This window comes from Paenibacillus jilunlii, assembly GCF_900102965.1.
GTDB lineage: Bacteria > Bacillota > Bacilli > Paenibacillales > Paenibacillaceae > Paenibacillus_AQ > Paenibacillus_AQ jilunlii.
Map to the genome: position 1 here is coordinate 60,579 of NZ_FNGM01000010.1, position 16,330 is coordinate 76,908.

At 52.9% G+C, this 16,330-nt stretch carries 10 protein-coding genes and 1 riboswitch; of the genes, 8 read left to right on the top strand and 2 right to left on the bottom strand.

What is annotated here, in order from left to right:
• Positions 1–269: 269 nt before the first annotated feature.
• Entirely contained in the window at positions 270–1,445 is a 1,176-nt protein-coding gene (locus tag BLQ82_RS17480) for a PstS family phosphate ABC transporter substrate-binding protein (protein ID WP_062522312.1), read from the bottom strand.
• Between the two features lie 202 nt (positions 1,446–1,647).
• A riboswitch (FMN riboswitch) is annotated at positions 1,648–1,797 on the top strand.
• Positions 1,798–1,924: 127 nt separating this feature from the next.
• On the opposite strand from BLQ82_RS17480, the gene BLQ82_RS17485 reads away from it, so the two are divergent.
• The 7 genes from BLQ82_RS17485 (at position 1,925) to BLQ82_RS17515 (ending at position 11,406) form a co-directional block, all read left to right on the top strand.
• Complete coding sequence (locus tag BLQ82_RS17485) at positions 1,925–2,914, top strand: DMT family transporter (RefSeq protein ID WP_062522246.1); 990 nt, start codon at positions 1,925–1,927, stop codon at positions 2,912–2,914.
• Positions 2,915–3,464: 550 nt separating this feature from the next.
• Positions 3,465–5,414 (top strand): ABC1 kinase family protein, encoded by a 1,950-nt coding sequence (locus BLQ82_RS17490; protein ID WP_062522250.1) that lies wholly within the window; start codon positions 3,465–3,467, stop codon positions 5,412–5,414.
• Positions 5,415–5,709: 295 nt separating this feature from the next.
• The gene (locus BLQ82_RS17495) at positions 5,710–6,378 is read left to right on the top strand and encodes a stage V sporulation protein AA (RefSeq protein ID WP_062522252.1); all 669 of its coding nucleotides are present in this window, start codon (positions 5,710–5,712) and stop codon (positions 6,376–6,378) included.
• Positions 6,375–6,800, top strand: a complete 426-nt coding sequence (locus tag BLQ82_RS17500; protein WP_062522254.1) for a stage V sporulation protein AB — start codon at positions 6,375–6,377, stop codon at positions 6,798–6,800. Before BLQ82_RS17495 ends, BLQ82_RS17500 begins: the two co-directional genes overlap by 4 nt.
• A 776-nt stretch (positions 6,801–7,576) precedes the next feature.
• Positions 7,577–9,370, top strand: a complete 1,794-nt coding sequence (locus tag BLQ82_RS17505) for a spore germination protein (RefSeq protein WP_425281145.1) — start codon at positions 7,577–7,579, stop codon at positions 9,368–9,370.
• A gap of 126 nt (positions 9,371–9,496) precedes the next feature.
• Complete coding sequence (gene lysA, locus BLQ82_RS17510; protein WP_062522256.1) at positions 9,497–10,831, top strand: diaminopimelate decarboxylase; 1,335 nt, start codon at positions 9,497–9,499, stop codon at positions 10,829–10,831.
• A 143-nt stretch (positions 10,832–10,974) separates the two neighbouring features.
• Entirely contained in the window at positions 10,975–11,406 is a 432-nt protein-coding gene (locus BLQ82_RS17515) for a peptidylprolyl isomerase (RefSeq protein WP_020427255.1), read from the top strand.
• 92 nt (positions 11,407–11,498) lie between these two features.
• Here the strand turns inward: BLQ82_RS17515 and BLQ82_RS17520 are convergent, their stop codons facing one another.
• On the bottom strand, positions 11,499–12,254 hold the full coding sequence (locus tag BLQ82_RS17520) for a YwaF family protein (protein WP_143013479.1): 756 nt from the start codon (positions 12,252–12,254) through the stop codon (positions 11,499–11,501).
• Positions 12,255–12,547: 293 nt separating this feature from the next.
• Here BLQ82_RS17520 and BLQ82_RS17525 point away from each other — a divergent pair, with 293 nt between their 5' ends.
• The gene (locus BLQ82_RS17525; protein ID WP_062522258.1) at positions 12,548–16,087 is read left to right on the top strand and encodes an LPXTG cell wall anchor domain-containing protein; all 3,540 of its coding nucleotides are present in this window, start codon (positions 12,548–12,550) and stop codon (positions 16,085–16,087) included.
• Positions 16,088–16,330 lie beyond the last annotated feature (243 nt).

Genomic DNA, 16,330 nt, shown 5'->3' on the forward strand with positions numbered 1-16,330 from the left:
ACAATAGAAAGCTGAGAGTTTTACGGCGAATGGCATTCTGCTGTATTTCGTGCAGTAGATTTTCTTGATTTGAGCCAAAAGCGTCTTTTTCGCCCGGTTCTGCTGTACAGAGTGCAACAGATTCCATTTTCCCGCTGATTTAGGGATCATCTATTGTATAAAGTGCAATTGAATGCCGCCGGGCGCTGCCTGACACATAATTTCGAACAGGCTCAGCTTGGCCCAGCTTCTGAATAGCCCCGCTTCCTACTTCATTTCACAAATTCAGTCTACTTCAACGAGGTATACCCCGTCTTCTCTACCAGTTCCTGCCCTTCTGCCGACTGAATCCAGTCCAGAAACGGCTGGACATTCGGATTAACACTTCCTGCGGTTACGGCATAAAATTCGGTAGTCATCGGATACTTTCCACTGCGTATGCCCTCTTTGTCAGGCTGCACACCATCGATAGCCAGCAGCTTGATGTGATGATTTGCATTCATCTCCGAGGCATAGAACAAAAAGCTGAAGCCCAGCGCATTTTTGAAGTTGCGGTAGTCGGAGGTCTGGCTGATGATGCCGCTCATCAAATCCATCACATCCTCCTGCGGGGGTGTCATCAGCGTTCGCCCAGCCATGACTTTCTCAAGCATGGTCTGGCTGCCGCTGCCCTGGTCCCGCTGAAAGGCCCGGATGCGTTCATTTTTACCGCCAACCTCTTTCCAGTTCCTCACTTTGCCGGAATAAATGTCTTTAACCTGGTCTGTGCTCAGGGAAGATACCGGGTTGCGTTTGTTGACAAAAAAGACAAATGCTTCGCGCCCGATCGGCGTGAGCTTCAGCTCCTTGCCTGCCCGCTTGGCCTCTTTCTGCTGGGCGGGAGAGGGGGCTGCGGCAAAGATAATGTCACTGTCCCCGGCAATCAGCCGTTTGTAAGCAAAGGCGGTGGAGGAGCATATAACGGTGTTCTCATCATTAACTTCATATGGGTCGTAATTGTCTTCCGGGTACACTGCCTGTACAAAAGCGGAATAGAGCGGATAAAGCGCGGTTGCTCCATCCAGACGCGGAAGCTGGTCATTGATATGATAGGATGCGGGTTTATCCAGTACTGCTGCCTTGGAGAGGTTATCGAACGGCTTGTACTCCGTAAGGTCAACCTCCCGGTCATCGACTACAGCGAAGCTGTTGACATAGGCTCTGTTCAGCTCGTATCCGGCTGTGGCCAGCAGGCAAAGCCCGGCAAAGACGGCAATGCCCAGGTTCCGGGTCCGGGGGGAGAGCCATTGGAAGACCGTCATGACGAAATAAGCAGCCAGCCCGCAGGCGACGACAACGATAAGCGGTGCGTAGAAAGTCAGTCCAAGGGTTAGTGCAGTAATGAAGTACCCGATAAATCCGGCGAAAGCAAGGACAATCAGGATCAGGACAGTATACAGCAGATTCAGAGCGAAGGATCTTTTCACAGCAGCCTCTCTTTCCTGAAGCAAAATATGGATACACATCCATTTCTATTATATCTAAAATATCATACTTTCTTCCAAATTTTGAGCCGGATCAGCCCCTAAGAATGCTATGGCGATGAAAAAACTGTGAATATTTTCATAAGGGACTGGACGAAAAGCGCAAACGGCGTTATTCTGAGATTGTGAAAAATATAACGGAATACAAGATTCTCGGGGTAAGGTGAAATTCCTGACCGGCGGTGATGTTCAAAGCGAACTAAGCCCGCGACTTCTTTTCTCTGAAGCCAGAGAAGAGGACTGATCTGGTGCCATTCCAGAGCCGACGGTAAAGTCCGGATGGGAGAGGATCATAAGGACGAAGAAGTCAGGTTTATTTCTGATGTCTTTGCCCTAAACAACCCCCGGTTTACGCCCTTTTCAGGCGTTTTCGGGGGTTTTGGTCTCTTATCGAGGGTTTGTATCGACAAGGAGAATGAGTTATGAGTCAAGCTACTGCTTCATCTTCAGGAGTCCGCACAGCGCCGCTGCGCAGCGGATTCTGGTTGGTCGTCCTAGGTGCGGCGCTGTGGGGCGTCGATCCGCTGTTCCGCATCATCCTGCTGAAATCACTGACCTCATCGCAGATTGTGCTGCTGGAGCATGTTGTGCTCTTTCTGGCTGCAGCCCCTGTGCTCTGGCGCCACCGCGCCGAACTGAAGGGGGTCCGGCTGCGCCAGGCTGCGGCACTGCTGATTGTATCGTGGGGCGGCTCCGCCGTGGCGACGATTCTGTTCACCCAAGCCTTGGCAAGCGGGGACTTCAATGCGGTTCTTCTGCTGCAAAAGCTGCAGCCGCTGTTCGCCATCGGCCTGGCCGCTGTCATTCTGAAGGAACGCTTGCCCAAAAACTTCGGCCCGCTGATTGTCGTCGCTCTGGCGGGAACATACCTGCTGACCTTCGGCTGGACCATTCCCTTCGGGCATGTGAACAGCTTCATCAGCATCAGTAGTCTGATGGCGCTGGGAGCAGCCGCATTATGGGGCGGTTCTACGGTTATGGGAAGATACCTGCTAGGCTCCATGAAGTACGAGACGGTTACTTCACTGCGCTTTATCCTGGCGCTGCCCTTGCTGTTCGTGATTACGAGCATGGAGGGAGCCCCTTGGCAGATCCATGGCGGGCTGGGCACATCTGCAGCCATTGGGATCAATCTGCTGCTGCAGGCGCTGCTGCCCGGACTGCTCAGCATGCTGCTCTATTACAAAGGCCTTAACACCACCAAAGCATCCTATGCAACGCTCGCCGAGCTCAGCTTTCCAATGACGGGTATCCTGATCAACTGGATTGTTTATCATCAGCTTGTCACCTTGCCGCAAATTGTCGGCTTTGCACTGATCTGGACGGCGCTGTTCTTCATTTCGGGCCAGCAGAGCCGGCAGCCAGTTCCGGCTACCCTGGATTTATCCAAAACCAATCAGCGCAGCGCCTGAGGGGAGTGACCCCAGGGCATGATGCACCAAGAAGATGCCTCCTTAGCCATATGGCCGGGAGGCTTTTTTATTACGTCTGCCCGTTTTACTAACCAGGTGGAAAGATTCTCCTGAGGGGGAATAAAAGAGATTACCCCCAAGGAGAGGCTTTACTACCTGCACCGAAAAACTCCTAAAGTTGTTTGGAATTTCGGCGCTCCAAAACCCGCTACTGGCGAATGACGGGACTCCGGCTGGCGTAAAGGATGGGAATCCAGACTACATGAAGGCACAAACAGTCTTGTTTTCGCCGAGATCCCCATCTTTATATAAGCCGTCTCGAAAACTGTATTTGTTCTTTAGTTGGGCAGGCGTAGATATTTTAAGCAATGAACCAGAGATGGCAGCACAGCTGAGCGTAATGGGGGCACGCAGGTAAAATATTTGATTTGAATCTAAACAATTGGCCGCTGCTTCTGATAAAATGAGGTAATCCTCAGGAGCACTGCTTGTATAGCATAGAGGCAAAGTTAACCTTATATAACCCGACTTACGACAAAGGAGTGGAACAATGGGTTTCCAATTCATCCTCCTGGCCGTCATCATGTCAATGGCCATCAGCCGGTTGATCGGAACAGAGATCAGCCTGAAAAAACAGATTCTGGCCGCTGTCGCCAGCGTCATTGCAACCTCGGCTATTTACTGGTTTGGCTATTTGCGCGGCCGTGATCCGGGTACCTTCGGGGCCGACGGCTGGATATGGCTCGTTTCTATGGTTGTGGTGTCCATGCTCTTTTATTTGCTGTTCGAGATGTTCGATCCTCTGCCCATTGGCGAACGGAGCAGCGAGATCAGGAACCCGTTCCGCAGGTTCGCAGCCTGGTGGCAAAGGCAGCGCCGATATATCCAGGTGCTGATTATTGCGCTGCGGCATGGCGTAGGCCGCAATCTGTCGGCCAGACGAACGCCGGAGTCGTATCAACGGCTCGCGGTCTCTCTGCGCAGGACGCTGGAGGACTGCGGCGGTTTCTTCATCAAATTCGGCCAGGTGCTCTCCACCCGCTCGGACCTGCTGCCTGCCGAATTTATCAATGAACTGTCAAAGCTGCAGGAGAATGTATCCCGTCTGACCACAGCGGAAGTGGAGGCAATTCTGAATAAGGAGCTGCCGCAGCCGAAGGACGAGATGTTCCTCGAATTCGAAATGGAGCCGCTTGCCGCAGCCTCCATCGGGCAGGTTCACCGAGCGGTGCTGCGGCAGAACCGCGAGAAGGTTGTCGTCAAGCTGCTTCGTCCCCGCATTACCGCCGCGCTTCAGCGGGATCTCGATATCCTGGTGCGCTTTGCCGCCTGGACGGCGAACAAATCGGTATGGGCACGTAAGATTGGCTTTACGGATCTGGCCCGCGGATTCTGTGAAGCTATGAAAGAGGAGACTGACTTTCGGATCGAAGCGCGAAATTTTGCACAGGTGGCGGCTTCCCTGGCAGACAGCCGGACTAAGGTCAGGATTCCGCATGTTTACAAGGAGGCCAGCAACTCCAAAATCCTTGTAATTGAGTATATGGACGGCATGAGCGTCAAGAGCAGCACTGCCGTTCTGGAAGCACGCGGCATTGACCGCCGTGAAGTCCAACGGCAAATTTTTGATTGCGTGCTGGAGCAGATTTTTTTCAAGGGCATTTTTCATGCCGATCCCCATCCGGGCAATGTCTACATCCTCAATGACGGGACGCCCGCACTGCTCGATTTCGGATCGGTTGGACGGCTCGGCACACTGCAGCAGGATGCGCTGAAGCGGCTCTTGATCGGATTCGAGCACCGCAACACCTATGTCGTCATGGAATCGCTGCTGCTGCTGGTTGAGTCGCGGCCCGGTGTAGACAAGGAAGGACTGGAGCAAGCGGTCAGCCAACTGCTGGTGCAGACGGCATATGATCCGGCGGGGGGCTCGGAGGCATTCATTCAAGGTCTGTTCCGGATGATCGCTGAATTTGAGTTTTCGTTCTATCCTAATGTGGCTGGCGCTTTCCGTTCACTGATTACGCTAGAGGGTACATTGCTGCAATTGAACCCCTCGTTCAGCCTGATGAATGAAGCCCGGAGGTTTGTGCAGGAGCATTCGCCGGAATTTATGCCGGCCGGAGGCTCCGCCGATTGGAAGCAAACGGCCGCGGACGAACTGTTGGAGCTGCTGCCTGTCATCCGCAAGCTGCCTCGGCGGCTGGACAATCTGACTTCCATGCTGGAGAAGGGTGAAGTTTCGATCAAGGTCGGTTTTTTTGCTGACAAAACGAATGCTTCGTTCATCACCCGTTGGATTTCTCAGTTATTGCTCGCCTTTATCGGAACTGCCTTCGGTGGGATTTCCATCGGTTTGCTGTACCTGGGGGACCGCGGCGGCGGGGAAGGTGCGCAATTTGTTACACTGTTCGGTTACACCGGTCTGGTGATTAGTGCGGTGCTGCTCATACGGGTTGCGATCTATTCGGTAAGGAATTTAAAGCAGATGAAGGAGTAAAATATACGTGGAAATCTTGCTCCCCCCGGCCGTTGGGACGGGAACTTGCGAAACGACGGTGAGTGGGTCAAGCGTGAAGAGAACGGATAGTAAGACAGCGTAAAGCTGGAGTCTGCCGGGTGAGGGTGCGGGCTGAATCCATTGGCAATACAAAGAGAAGGCAGGCCGGGATTTTCCCTGGTCTGCCTTTTGTGCAGGTTAAGAGTAAAAATAAGCCTTTTCTCCCATACTACCGTTATTCTTGAAATATAAGACTTGGAAGCTGCTCATCAGATCCTGTAGGAGGTGTCCGCGCATGACTGCCTATCCGGCTCCCGCTATTTACATACAGCTCAAAAACCGGGTGACGGTGCCCAAAGGCAAAGACGTTCTGCTGCGTGATGTGGCCTATCTAATTACCGATCCGGAGTGGAGAGAACCGCTGTATTCACTGCTGGTGCTGGACCCGGTCCAAAGCGACGGCAACCTGATCCTGATTGATCTGCTGACGGTCATTCCCAAAATCCATGAGCTTGTGCCCGGTGCCGACATTCAGCCGATCGGCGAGGGCCGGACGCTGGTGCAGATTGAAGGGCCGGCGGAAGCACGCAAGCCGTCCATTGCCTTGTTTGTGCTGGTCTGGCTGCTGCTGTTCTTCGGCTCTGCTCTGACGATTATGAATTTCCATGCGGATGTCAGCATGCTGGAGGTGCAGGTCAGGATTGTGGAGATGCTGACGGGCCGCCGGGACGAGCATCCGTATGTCTTTCAAATTGCCTATTCCCTGGGCATCGGATTTGGCATGGTGATTTTTTTCAACCATCTTTTTAAGAAAAAATGGAATGAAGAGCCGACTCCGCTTGAAGTGGAAATGTTCCTTTATCAAAAAAATATTGACCACTATGTAGTCAACGAGGAGTACAGCAAAATGAAAAACCATGGCGATGAACCCTCCAGGCACCCCGAGAGGGGGAAAAGGTCATGACCGCACAGCTGTCGCTGGGGCTGCACCTGCTGCTGGGGATTGCCGGAGGCATTGCGGTGGGCGGCGGGGTAATCGCTCTTTTCATTGTGCTGGACATGGTACCACGGCTGGCCCAGCTGACATCCTCTTACGATAAAGTGCATTGGTATGAAGGAGCAATGATCGGGGGCTCGCTGCTTGGCACCATGTCTGATTTCTGGAATTGGCGGATTTCCGCCGGGCCACTGGCAGAGCTGGGGGTAGGTCTGTTTGACGGGGTTTTTGTGGGTATGCTGGCTGCGGCGCTGACCGAGGTGCTGAATGTGCTGCCCATCCTGGCCAAGCGCCTGCGTATGACCCATCTGCTTTTCGGGCTGCTGATGGCGATGGTCTGCGGCAAGGTCGCCGGCTCTTTGTTTGATTGGTTTGTGTACCAACAGTAAAAGGAGGTTATGGTGTGGTTAGGTATGTTCACAGCGGAGATTTTATCGAAGTTCCAAAAGACAAGACCCAAACGGCCGGCGGAGACAGTGGGGAGATGATGGAAGAAAGGCCAGAGGCGACGGTTGAAGTGGAAGGCAATTCTGTATCCGGTGCCGGGAATGGTGCGGGAACTGCCGGGGAGAATGCGGCTGATTCAGAGACAGGGACACAGGATGTGGAAGCGTCAGCGGAGCTGGGAGCAGGTAATGTGGAGCAGCAGGAGACGGAGCAAGGAGACGGGGAGGCCGGTTCCGCAGCCGTGGACCCGGCAGCTTCTGAAGAGAACCAGGACCAGGATGCGGACGAAGAGAAGGCGTCCGGTACAGAGCCGGCCAAGAAGGACGCTAAGGGGTTCCTGGCATCTTTGTTCAGTGACGACGAAGATAAAGATAAGGAACCGGATGAAGCCGGAACCGGCGGGACAGATGGCGCAGATGGCGGAGATGGCAATACCGTGGGCAGCGGAGAGGACAGTAGAGAGGATTCGGGTGCAACCGGATATGGGGCTGAAAGTTCATCTGAGACTGCCGCCTCTGAGAATCGTTCCACAGCAGCAGATTCCGGCCAGGGAGGCCTCAGCTGGGACCGCGGGATGGACCCGAACGCGCAGGATGCAGAAGCCTCGGAAGAACTGGGATCACAGGACACAGAAGCCTCGGAAGAGTTGGGAACACAGGATGCAGAAGCCTCGAAAGAGCCGGGGTCACAGGATGCAGAAGCTTCGGACGAGCTGGGTATGCAGGATGCAGAGGCCTCGGAAGAACTGGGTGCGCAGGAGCCGGAGCGCGGCAAAAAAGGTTTTTTTGCCAGATTGTTCGGGGATGACGAAGAGTCAGAAGACGATGCAGCTCAGGCTGAGGACGAAGGAACTCCGGCTGTACAGCCACAGGAGGGGGCAGCAGGCAAAACCCTGGGCCAGCCGGAGAAAAACGGGAAAAGTGCAAAGAAAGATGCTGCTGGCGGGGCTGAAGCGAAGAAGTCCGAAGATCCGATGCAAAAGAAACGCGATGCCGAACGTTCCGATTCTCTGGAGGAATCGATCATTTACTGGCAGGGCAGTGACAACATCCCAGTCAACCTTGAGGATACCAAAAAGACACTCGTCGAGGTCATGGGCCTGAATTCGTCTTTTGACGTAGTGTTCCGGGAAATGACCTTTGGCGGACACAAGGCAGCGCTGCTGTGCATCAGCGGGTTCGCCAAGGATACGATTATCGATGAAATTCTGAAGCGTCTGACCTATCTGACTCCGGAGAATATTTCTGCGGATGTGCTGGCCAGCTTTATGAGCGAATACATTCCCCACATTCAGGTGGAGAAGGGAGACGTCCTTAGCGAGAGTATTACCAAAGTGCTGTCGGGAATGAGTGTTTTCTTCCTGGAAGGTGAAGCTGAAGTTATTATTATGGACACCCGCTCCTATCCCTCGCGCAGTCCGGATGAACCGAGTATTGAACGGGTGGTGCGGGGAGCGCGCGACGGCTTTACGGAAACGCTTCTGAGCAATGTTGCGCTGGTTAGAAGACGTGTCCGGGACCCCGGGTTGAAATATGAGATGCATCAGGTGGGCCGCCGGACCCGTACCGATGTCTGCGTGGCCTATATTGACGATATCGTTGACAAAACACAGGTGAAGGCTGTGACCGACAAAATTAAGGATGTGAACATCGATGGAATCCCGCTTGCGGACAAGCAGCTCGAAGAAGCGATCGTCGGCGGAGGCTGGAATCCCTATCCGCTGGTGCGGTATTCAGAGCGTCCGGACGCTGTCGCTTCCCATCTGCTGGAAGGCCGGGTGGTAATTTTCGTAGATACTTCCCCGAGTGTGATGATTTTGCCGACCACCTTTTTTGATTTGTGCCAACATGCGGAGGAGAACCGCCAGACACCGTTTATGGGCACGTATCTGCGCTGGGTGCGGTTCATCGGGATTTTTGCCTCCTTGTTCCTGCTTCCGCTCTGGATGCTGCTTGTGATCCATCCGGAGCTTAAACCGGCGATGCTTGAATTCATCGGGCCGCAGAAATCGGCCAAAATTCCGCTGCTCGCCCAATTCCTCTTTGTCGAGCTTGGGGTCGATCTCCTGCGCATGGCTGCCGTGCATACCCCGACTCCGCTAGGCTCGGCTATGGGTCTCATTGCCGCAATTCTGGTTGGGGACATTGCTGTCCAGACTGGTCTTTTCGTCAATGAGGTTGTGCTCTATATGGCTATAGCCGCAATCGGCATGTTTGCAACGCCCAGCTACGAGCTGGGGCTGGCCAACCGGATTGTCAGGCTTGTGCTGCTGCTCGCTGTGGCCGCATTCCAGGTGCAGGGCTTTATGATCGGCACCACCCTGCTTATAATCCTGCTTACGACGCACCGCTCCTACAATTCATCATATATGTGGCCGTTTATACCATTTAATGCAAAGGCAATGGGGGAGATCATTATCCGCCGGCCTGTGCTGAACTCCAAAACAAGGCCTTCCTCCAACAAAACAAGAGACAATACGCGGATGCCGCCGGTTCCGGAGAAGAAAAGCTAATCGTAGGAAAATACAAATCAACTGCAAATTAGTCCATTCAATGGTGTTCCCACTGTCTGTTATACTGAATACACTAAATAGATAGGGTGGAACAAGAATTTCCACAGAAATTGGAGGACTGCGCAAATGTTTTTACACGGGACGAGCCGAATTAATGATGCCAATCATCTGGAGATCGGCGGATGTGATGTGACCGAATTGAAGGCGGAATATGGTACCCCGCTGTATATAGTGGACGAGCAATTAGTCCGTCGCCGCTGCCGCGAGTACATGGAAGCTTTTACAGCATCCGGTCTCGGGTTCCAGGTGGCCTATGCCAGCAAAGCCTTCTCAGTAATGGCGATGTGCCGTTTGGCTGACGAGGAAGGACTATCGCTGGACGTTGTCTCCGACGGTGAGCTGTACACCGCGCTGCAGGCGGGATTTCCGGCTGAGCGCATCCATTTTCACGGCAACAACAAAACGCCGGATGAGATCGAAATGGCGATTGATGCCGGGATCGGCTGCTTCGTAGCCGATAATCTGGTGGAGCTGCACATGCTGCAGGCCATTGCCCTGCGCAAGGAAGTCACAGTGAATATTCTGCTGCGCGTGACTCCGGGCGTAGAGGCGCATGCCCACCATGCGTATGCCTCCACCGGACAGACCGATTCGAAATTCGGCTTCGATATTGGAAACGGCGCTGCACAGGAAGCGGTAAAACTCGCCTCGGCACAAAGCAATCTGCAGCTGCTCGGTGTTCATTCGCACATCGGCTCACAGATTTTTGAAACCGAAGGTTTTGAGCTGGCGGTTGAGCGTATTGCCGAATTCACGCGCAAAGTGAAGGAAGAACTCGGTGTAGAGTTCCCGGTGGTTAACCTCGGCGGCGGCTTCGGTATCCGTTATGTCGAAGGCGATACACCGCTGCAGGTGTCCGAATATGTGGCAGCTATCACAGGTGCCGTGAAGAAGCATTTTACCGGCATTAGCGAGAAGCTGCCGCAGATCTGGGTAGAGCCGGGCCGCAGCATTGTGGGCGATGCCGGAACTACGCTGTACACTGTGGGCACGAACAAAGAGATTCCCGGGGTGCGCAAATATGTTGCCGTTGACGGCGGGATGACGGATAATCCGCGTCCGGCGCTCTATGAATCCAAATATGAGGCGCTGCTGGCCAACCGTGCCGCAGAACCGAATGAAGAAACGGTTTCGATTGCCGGCAAATGCTGCGAGAGCGGCGATATGCTGATCTGGGATGTGGAGCTTCCGAAGGTAGAGAGCGGGGATCTGCTCGCCGTAGCCTGCACAGGGGCATACAACTACTCCATGGCCAGCAACTATAACCGGATCCGCCGTCCGGCGGTGGTGTTCGTCCAGAACGGGCAGAGCGACCTTGTGGTCCGCCGCGAGAGCCATCAGGACATTATCGCCAACGATATTATTCCGGCGCGCATTGCGAAGCAGACGGTGGCGAAGTAAGTCATTTTCTGCGGCAGACGGGGCGGACAATGCATAAGGTTGCAGCAGGCGGAAGGACTTCCGCCTGCTTTGCTTTGTGCGTCATTTCATAGTAAACTAATAAACATGTTCCATATCTGTTATTTCGAAAGGGGTATTTACATATGGCAAAGCAAGCGAAAATTACTCTCGAAAATGGCGGCGTCGTGCTGCTTGATCTGTTCGAAAAGGATGCACCCAACACGGTTGCCAACTTTGAGAAGCTGGCCAAAGAAGGCTTCTACAACGGTCTGGTCTTTCACCGCGTAATCCCGGGTTTCGTAGCTCAAGGCGGCTGTCCAAACGGTACAGGCTCCGGCGGCCCTGGATACACCATCGACTGCGAAATCAACCCGAACAAGCATGAGCGCGGTACCCTCGCTATGGCGCATGCCGGCAAGAACACAGGCGGAAGCCAGTTCTATATCTGCTACGCTCCACAGCCGCATCTTGACGGCGTACACACAGTATTCGGCAAGGTGGTAGAAGGTATGGACAAGGTTGATGCTTTCCAGGGACGCGACAAAATGACATCGGTGGAAATTATCGAAGCTTAAGTTTTAATATTTCGGGCTTTTCCCGTTTGCGCGACAAGCAGACTTCCGTTATGGAAGTCTGCTTTTTGGCGTTTTTTTCGTTGTTCTGCTAGTTACAGCGTGTGTTCACGGCCGCTTTTACGGGCATTCAAACGCTGCGGAAACCAGAAGAACACAAGATACATCAGGAGAAATACCACAAAGGCAAACACCTCTTCCACCAGCAGATAGTACGGGTAGGGACCAAAATAATCCAAAACTGAAAACGTGCCCGGCTTGTGCGCCAGAAACATATAGTTGGCCCCGAGAATCCGGTCTGCGGCATAGACGGCGGCTGCCACAATATTGAGGCAGAGCATGGTGAAGAACAGCGATTTCCAGGTTGGCTTATAACCCTCTATCCAGGTCATGTACAGTGATGCCAGAATAATCCCGCCATGGGCGGTGAAGAACAGCAGGAAGCGGAAATGGGGAAAAGGATACACCAGATTGGGTGTAAGCAGCGCAATGAATGCACCGCCGATTCCTGCAAAATAAAGAAAGGCGTATAGCAGACGGCTCCGGGTAAGCAGCATCACAATGGATAAAAGCAGCGTGATTCCGCATAGTTCCAGCGGCAGGGAATTTCCTTTTTCCCAGACCTCCTGAGTGATGTACCACAGCTGCAGACCGCCCTCGGAGAACAGCAGCACAGCAACCAGCAGCAGGCGGATAGACTGCTTAAGTCCCGGGTTGGAACGGATTGCCCGGCGCAGGCCAAAGAGTATCACACAGAAACATGCGACTAAAGATATAGCGATCCAATGCGAAACCGAGAACATGATGAAATCGATATCATGCTGCCTGTCGAAAAAAGTGTTGTGGCTCACAGCTTTCCCCCTTGAAAGACGAGAAATAATTGGCAAAAATAAAATTCTGAAATTTTAACAATTTCTGATTCTAATGATCTACACTAAGGTGATATAAGTATATATCGCAGTCTCTAGCCAGAAAAGAAAAAAACGCAGAACCTTCACATAAGATAGTCGCAGGATTTTCCGGAATACATAACTGGCTTTCAAGCGGAATATGTCTTAACCTGGGCGTTCGGCGGTAATCTTCGGCAGCGGCAAGAGGATTTTGCGAATCCGATCATAGAATGGGGAATGGGGGCTTTATAAGTATGGTGAAAAAAAGAATTAGTGTGGCCTTGGTCGTCCTCATGCTGTTTGTACAGTATGCATACGGCATCGGGTTTGGTATGAAGGCTACGGCTGCAGGAATTGAGAATGACCGGGACATTATTACCAGTGTGTCGATGGCCGTATATGGGCCGGATGGGCAGACGGTAACAGGCAGCGTGTATGACGTTGATTCCACCGTGAAGCTGGATTATACGTGGGCGCTGCCTAACGGTCATGGCTACGTTGCCGGGGACACGTTTGCGTTCCAGCTCCCGGCGCAATTTGAGCTGTTCAATGACATTAACGGTTCACTGGTATCCGATGATGGGGAGGTGGGCAGTTTCTCAGTCAGCCAATCCACACACCAGGTGCTGATGACCTTCAACAGCTACATCGAAACTCATGACAATGTTCAAGGTACGTTAAGTATTAATACCCAATTTGATAAAAAAGTCATCTCGGGCAGCACGGTGCAGGAAATTGTGTTCCCGGTCAATGGCGGCTCTCAGACTATTGTTGTGAACTTCAAGCCTTCTGTAGGTTCAACGATCGAGAAGAAAGGCATCTCCGGCGGGTTTAATGCGAATCACATTGACTGGACCGTCGATGTCAACAAGAAGCTGGAGGCGGTAGCGGGTGCTGTGGTTACAGACCCGATTCCTGAAGGCTTGTCCCTGGACAGCACCGTTACACTTGCGGTCTATCAGCTGTCGGTTCAGCTGGATGGCACGGTCACAGTGGGGTCATTGCTCGACAGCAGCAAGTATACCGCCGAAGTAACGGACGGAACGCTGAAGGTATATTTTAAGGACCCTGTAATCACAGGCGCTTACCGGATTGCCTATACGACGGCTGTTGTCAGCGATACGCTGAGCAGCTTCACGAATACTGCGTCTTTTAGAGGGGATGGCCGTGAACCTGTCAGCTCCTCTGCTACCGTGACCATCGAACGCGGCGGAAGCCTGAACAAACTGGCTACGAATTATGAATGGGGCAAACAGGTGATTTCCTGGGCCATTGAATACAACTACAACAATAAGGCGATCCCGCAAGGCAGCGGGGTGCTGACCGATTTGTTCAACAACTCGCAGGAGCTGGTTCCGGGCTCGGTGAAGGTCTATCCGGTGACGCTGGACTCCTCGGGGGCGGCTATAAAAGGCACTGCCCTGACAGAGAACGAGGACTACACGGTGGCGGACGTAACCCATGAGAATAAAAAGGGCTTCAAGCTGGAATTTTTGAACAATATCTCTTCAGCGTTCCGCATTGAATACAAAACCAAGTCGGCGGACCGTGTACTCACGGATACAACGATCACCAATACAGTTTCGGACAGCACCTACAGCGTGGAGGCTTCACAGCTGATCCGGTCGGCAATCATTTATAAAAACCTCTCGGGTGTCGATTACAAGAACCATACAACGGACTGGAAAATTACCCTGAATGGCGACGGCTACCCGATGAATGATGCAGTCGTTACGGATAGCTTCCCGCAGGGAGGGCAGAAGTTTATTCCGGGGACTCTGGTCGTAAGGAATGAAAGCGGCACAGTACTTGGTGCGTCTGCCTATACGCTGGAATATAATTCGCCCGTGAAGCCGAATGCCGGGTTCAAGGTGAAGTTCACCTCACCAATCTCAGGAACCTATACGATCGCTTACCGCACAGAGTTCAGCAATGACTGGCTGTACGGCAGTACGGATAATTTTGTCAACCATGCGCGGATTGATTGGATAGGCGGAGACGGCAAAGCGCTATGGGCTGAAGCGAAAGGGCTGTTCATTCCCCGTGCCGAGGTGAAGAACAATGGCTTCAAAGCCGGTTCTTATAATGCATCCGCCAAAGAGATCACCTGGACCGTAGGAATCAATTACAACAGCAAGTCCATCACGGACCCCAATGTAGCAGACCTTCTGAAATCCGGGCAGGCCCTGGTGCCAGGCTCACTTAAAGTCTACAACATGAATATCAATGCAAAAGGAGATCCATCCCAAGGCTCCGAGGTCAGCGCTGACGCCTATACCTACAGTGTTGGCACCGGCAATGAGCTGAAGGTTAAATTTGCGGATGCCATCAGTTCTGCCTATTACATTGTTTTCAAGACGAGTCTGGATGGACAGCTGATTCATTCCACCGTTGACAATACGGCGAAGCTGCTGGACGGCACCCGAAAAGTATCCAAGGATTTATTCGCCTCGGTCAACATTCCTTACGGTGGTGAATATGTCTACAAAAATGGCCTGCAAAAAGGTGATAAGCTGGATTGGACGATTGCAATCAACCGTTCACAGTCCACTATAAAAAATGCGGTGCTGACCGATATACCGAGCCGGAATCAGATTCTGCTGCCGGATTCCTTCCACCTTTATCCTGCCTCTGCGGGGATGAACGGAGAAGTGACCAAAGGCGGACCCGAATTGGTTAGGGATTCTGATTACACACTCAGTGTCATCACGGATGAGGGCGGCAAGCAGAGCTTCGTGCTCAGTTTCCTGCATGATATTAATTACGCGTATATCCTTGAATACAAGTCTCTGATTGTCGCGAATACAGGGGAAAAGCTGGTGAATACCGTCAATCTCGCCGGCACTAATGTAGAGCGGGTCACCCAGGAAACAACCAAAGAGATTATCGTTGGTGTTTCCAGCGGTTCGGGAACAGGCAGCGGTGTGCGCGGGACCCTGGCGGTTCAGAAGTTGGATGCGGCAGACAGCCAGCTTCCACTCGCGGGGGCGACCTTTGAGCTGTACCGTCTGAACGGCTCCGAACGGGTACTTATCAATACCCGGACCACGGATGCCGCAGGCAGCGCGGTGTTCAACAATATATGGCTGGGAAGCTATGTACTGATTGAGACGGCGGCTCCTGCCGGTTACGCTCTGGATACGCGAGAATATCCGGTTACCATTGGCTCTTCAGCCACAATCAACTTAACGGTGCTCAATAAGAAGCTGGCCCCGGCTACAGCTACGCCGACACCGACGCCTACGCCGACTCCAACACCGTCAACAACACCAACGGAGTCGCCGGGAGCGACCACAACGCCGACAACAGCACCAACGGAGTCGCCGGCAGCAACCATAACACCGTCAGAATCACCGGCGGTGACGCCATCGCCAGCACCGACTTCAGGTCCTACGGTGGCGCCAACGCCATCAGATATTCCGTTTATTCCAATACCAACACCTACAGTGTCCAGTGTACCGGGAATAATCATTGATGAGCCGCAGATTCCTGCAGGGCCCGCAGTAACTCCTACACCTCCTGCAGCTACTGCGGCAGTGTCCCCGTCACCTTCTGCTTCGCCAGCAGCCGGAGGCAATACGGATCCGGATACGCCTATTGACGATGATGTTCCGCTGGGCGGAGTGACTGTCAACGAAGATGACGTTCCGAAAGGAACTGCTGTAAAACCAGCAACTGACGGCAAGCTCCCTCAGACCGGTGAGAGCAGCCCGCTGCCTATATATGCGGCAGGTCTGGCTCTGATCCTTGCCGGGATTATTCTCAGCAGAGTATTCAGAAACCGCAAAGAGTAGGAACTCCGATACAGTATACGCAAAGAGCAGGAACGGTCCGATACGGTATAAGAAGAGCACACGGCAGAATTATTGCCGTGTGCTTTTCGTTCTTGTATGGGGAATTATGTAATGCCAAAAAATGTGGATATTTTGGAGGTTTCAGATGGTATAGGCGGTGCAGGAGGATAGGGTGCTATTGTACCAATGTGAGTACATAGCAAGCCCAAAGACGCTAATCCTGCCTGTTGTATAACCATCCGG

Coding starts and splice junctions, on each gene's coding strand:
- BLQ82_RS17495 (WP_062522252.1), top strand. CDS start 5,710: ATGACTGCCTATCCGGCTCCCGCTATTTACATACAGCTCAAAAACCGG.
- lysA (WP_062522256.1), top strand. CDS start 9,497: ATGTTTTTACACGGGACGAGCCGAATTAATGATGCCAATCATCTGGAG.
- BLQ82_RS17485 (WP_062522246.1), top strand. CDS start 1,925: ATGAGTCAAGCTACTGCTTCATCTTCAGGAGTCCGCACAGCGCCGCTG.
- BLQ82_RS17490 (WP_062522250.1), top strand. CDS start 3,465: ATGGGTTTCCAATTCATCCTCCTGGCCGTCATCATGTCAATGGCCATC.
- BLQ82_RS17500 (WP_062522254.1), top strand. CDS start 6,375: ATGACCGCACAGCTGTCGCTGGGGCTGCACCTGCTGCTGGGGATTGCC.
- BLQ82_RS17505 (WP_425281145.1), top strand. CDS start 7,577: ATGCAGGATGCAGAGGCCTCGGAAGAACTGGGTGCGCAGGAGCCGGAG.
- BLQ82_RS17525 (WP_062522258.1), top strand. CDS start 12,548: ATGGTGAAAAAAAGAATTAGTGTGGCCTTGGTCGTCCTCATGCTGTTT.
- BLQ82_RS17515 (WP_020427255.1), top strand. CDS start 10,975: ATGGCAAAGCAAGCGAAAATTACTCTCGAAAATGGCGGCGTCGTGCTG.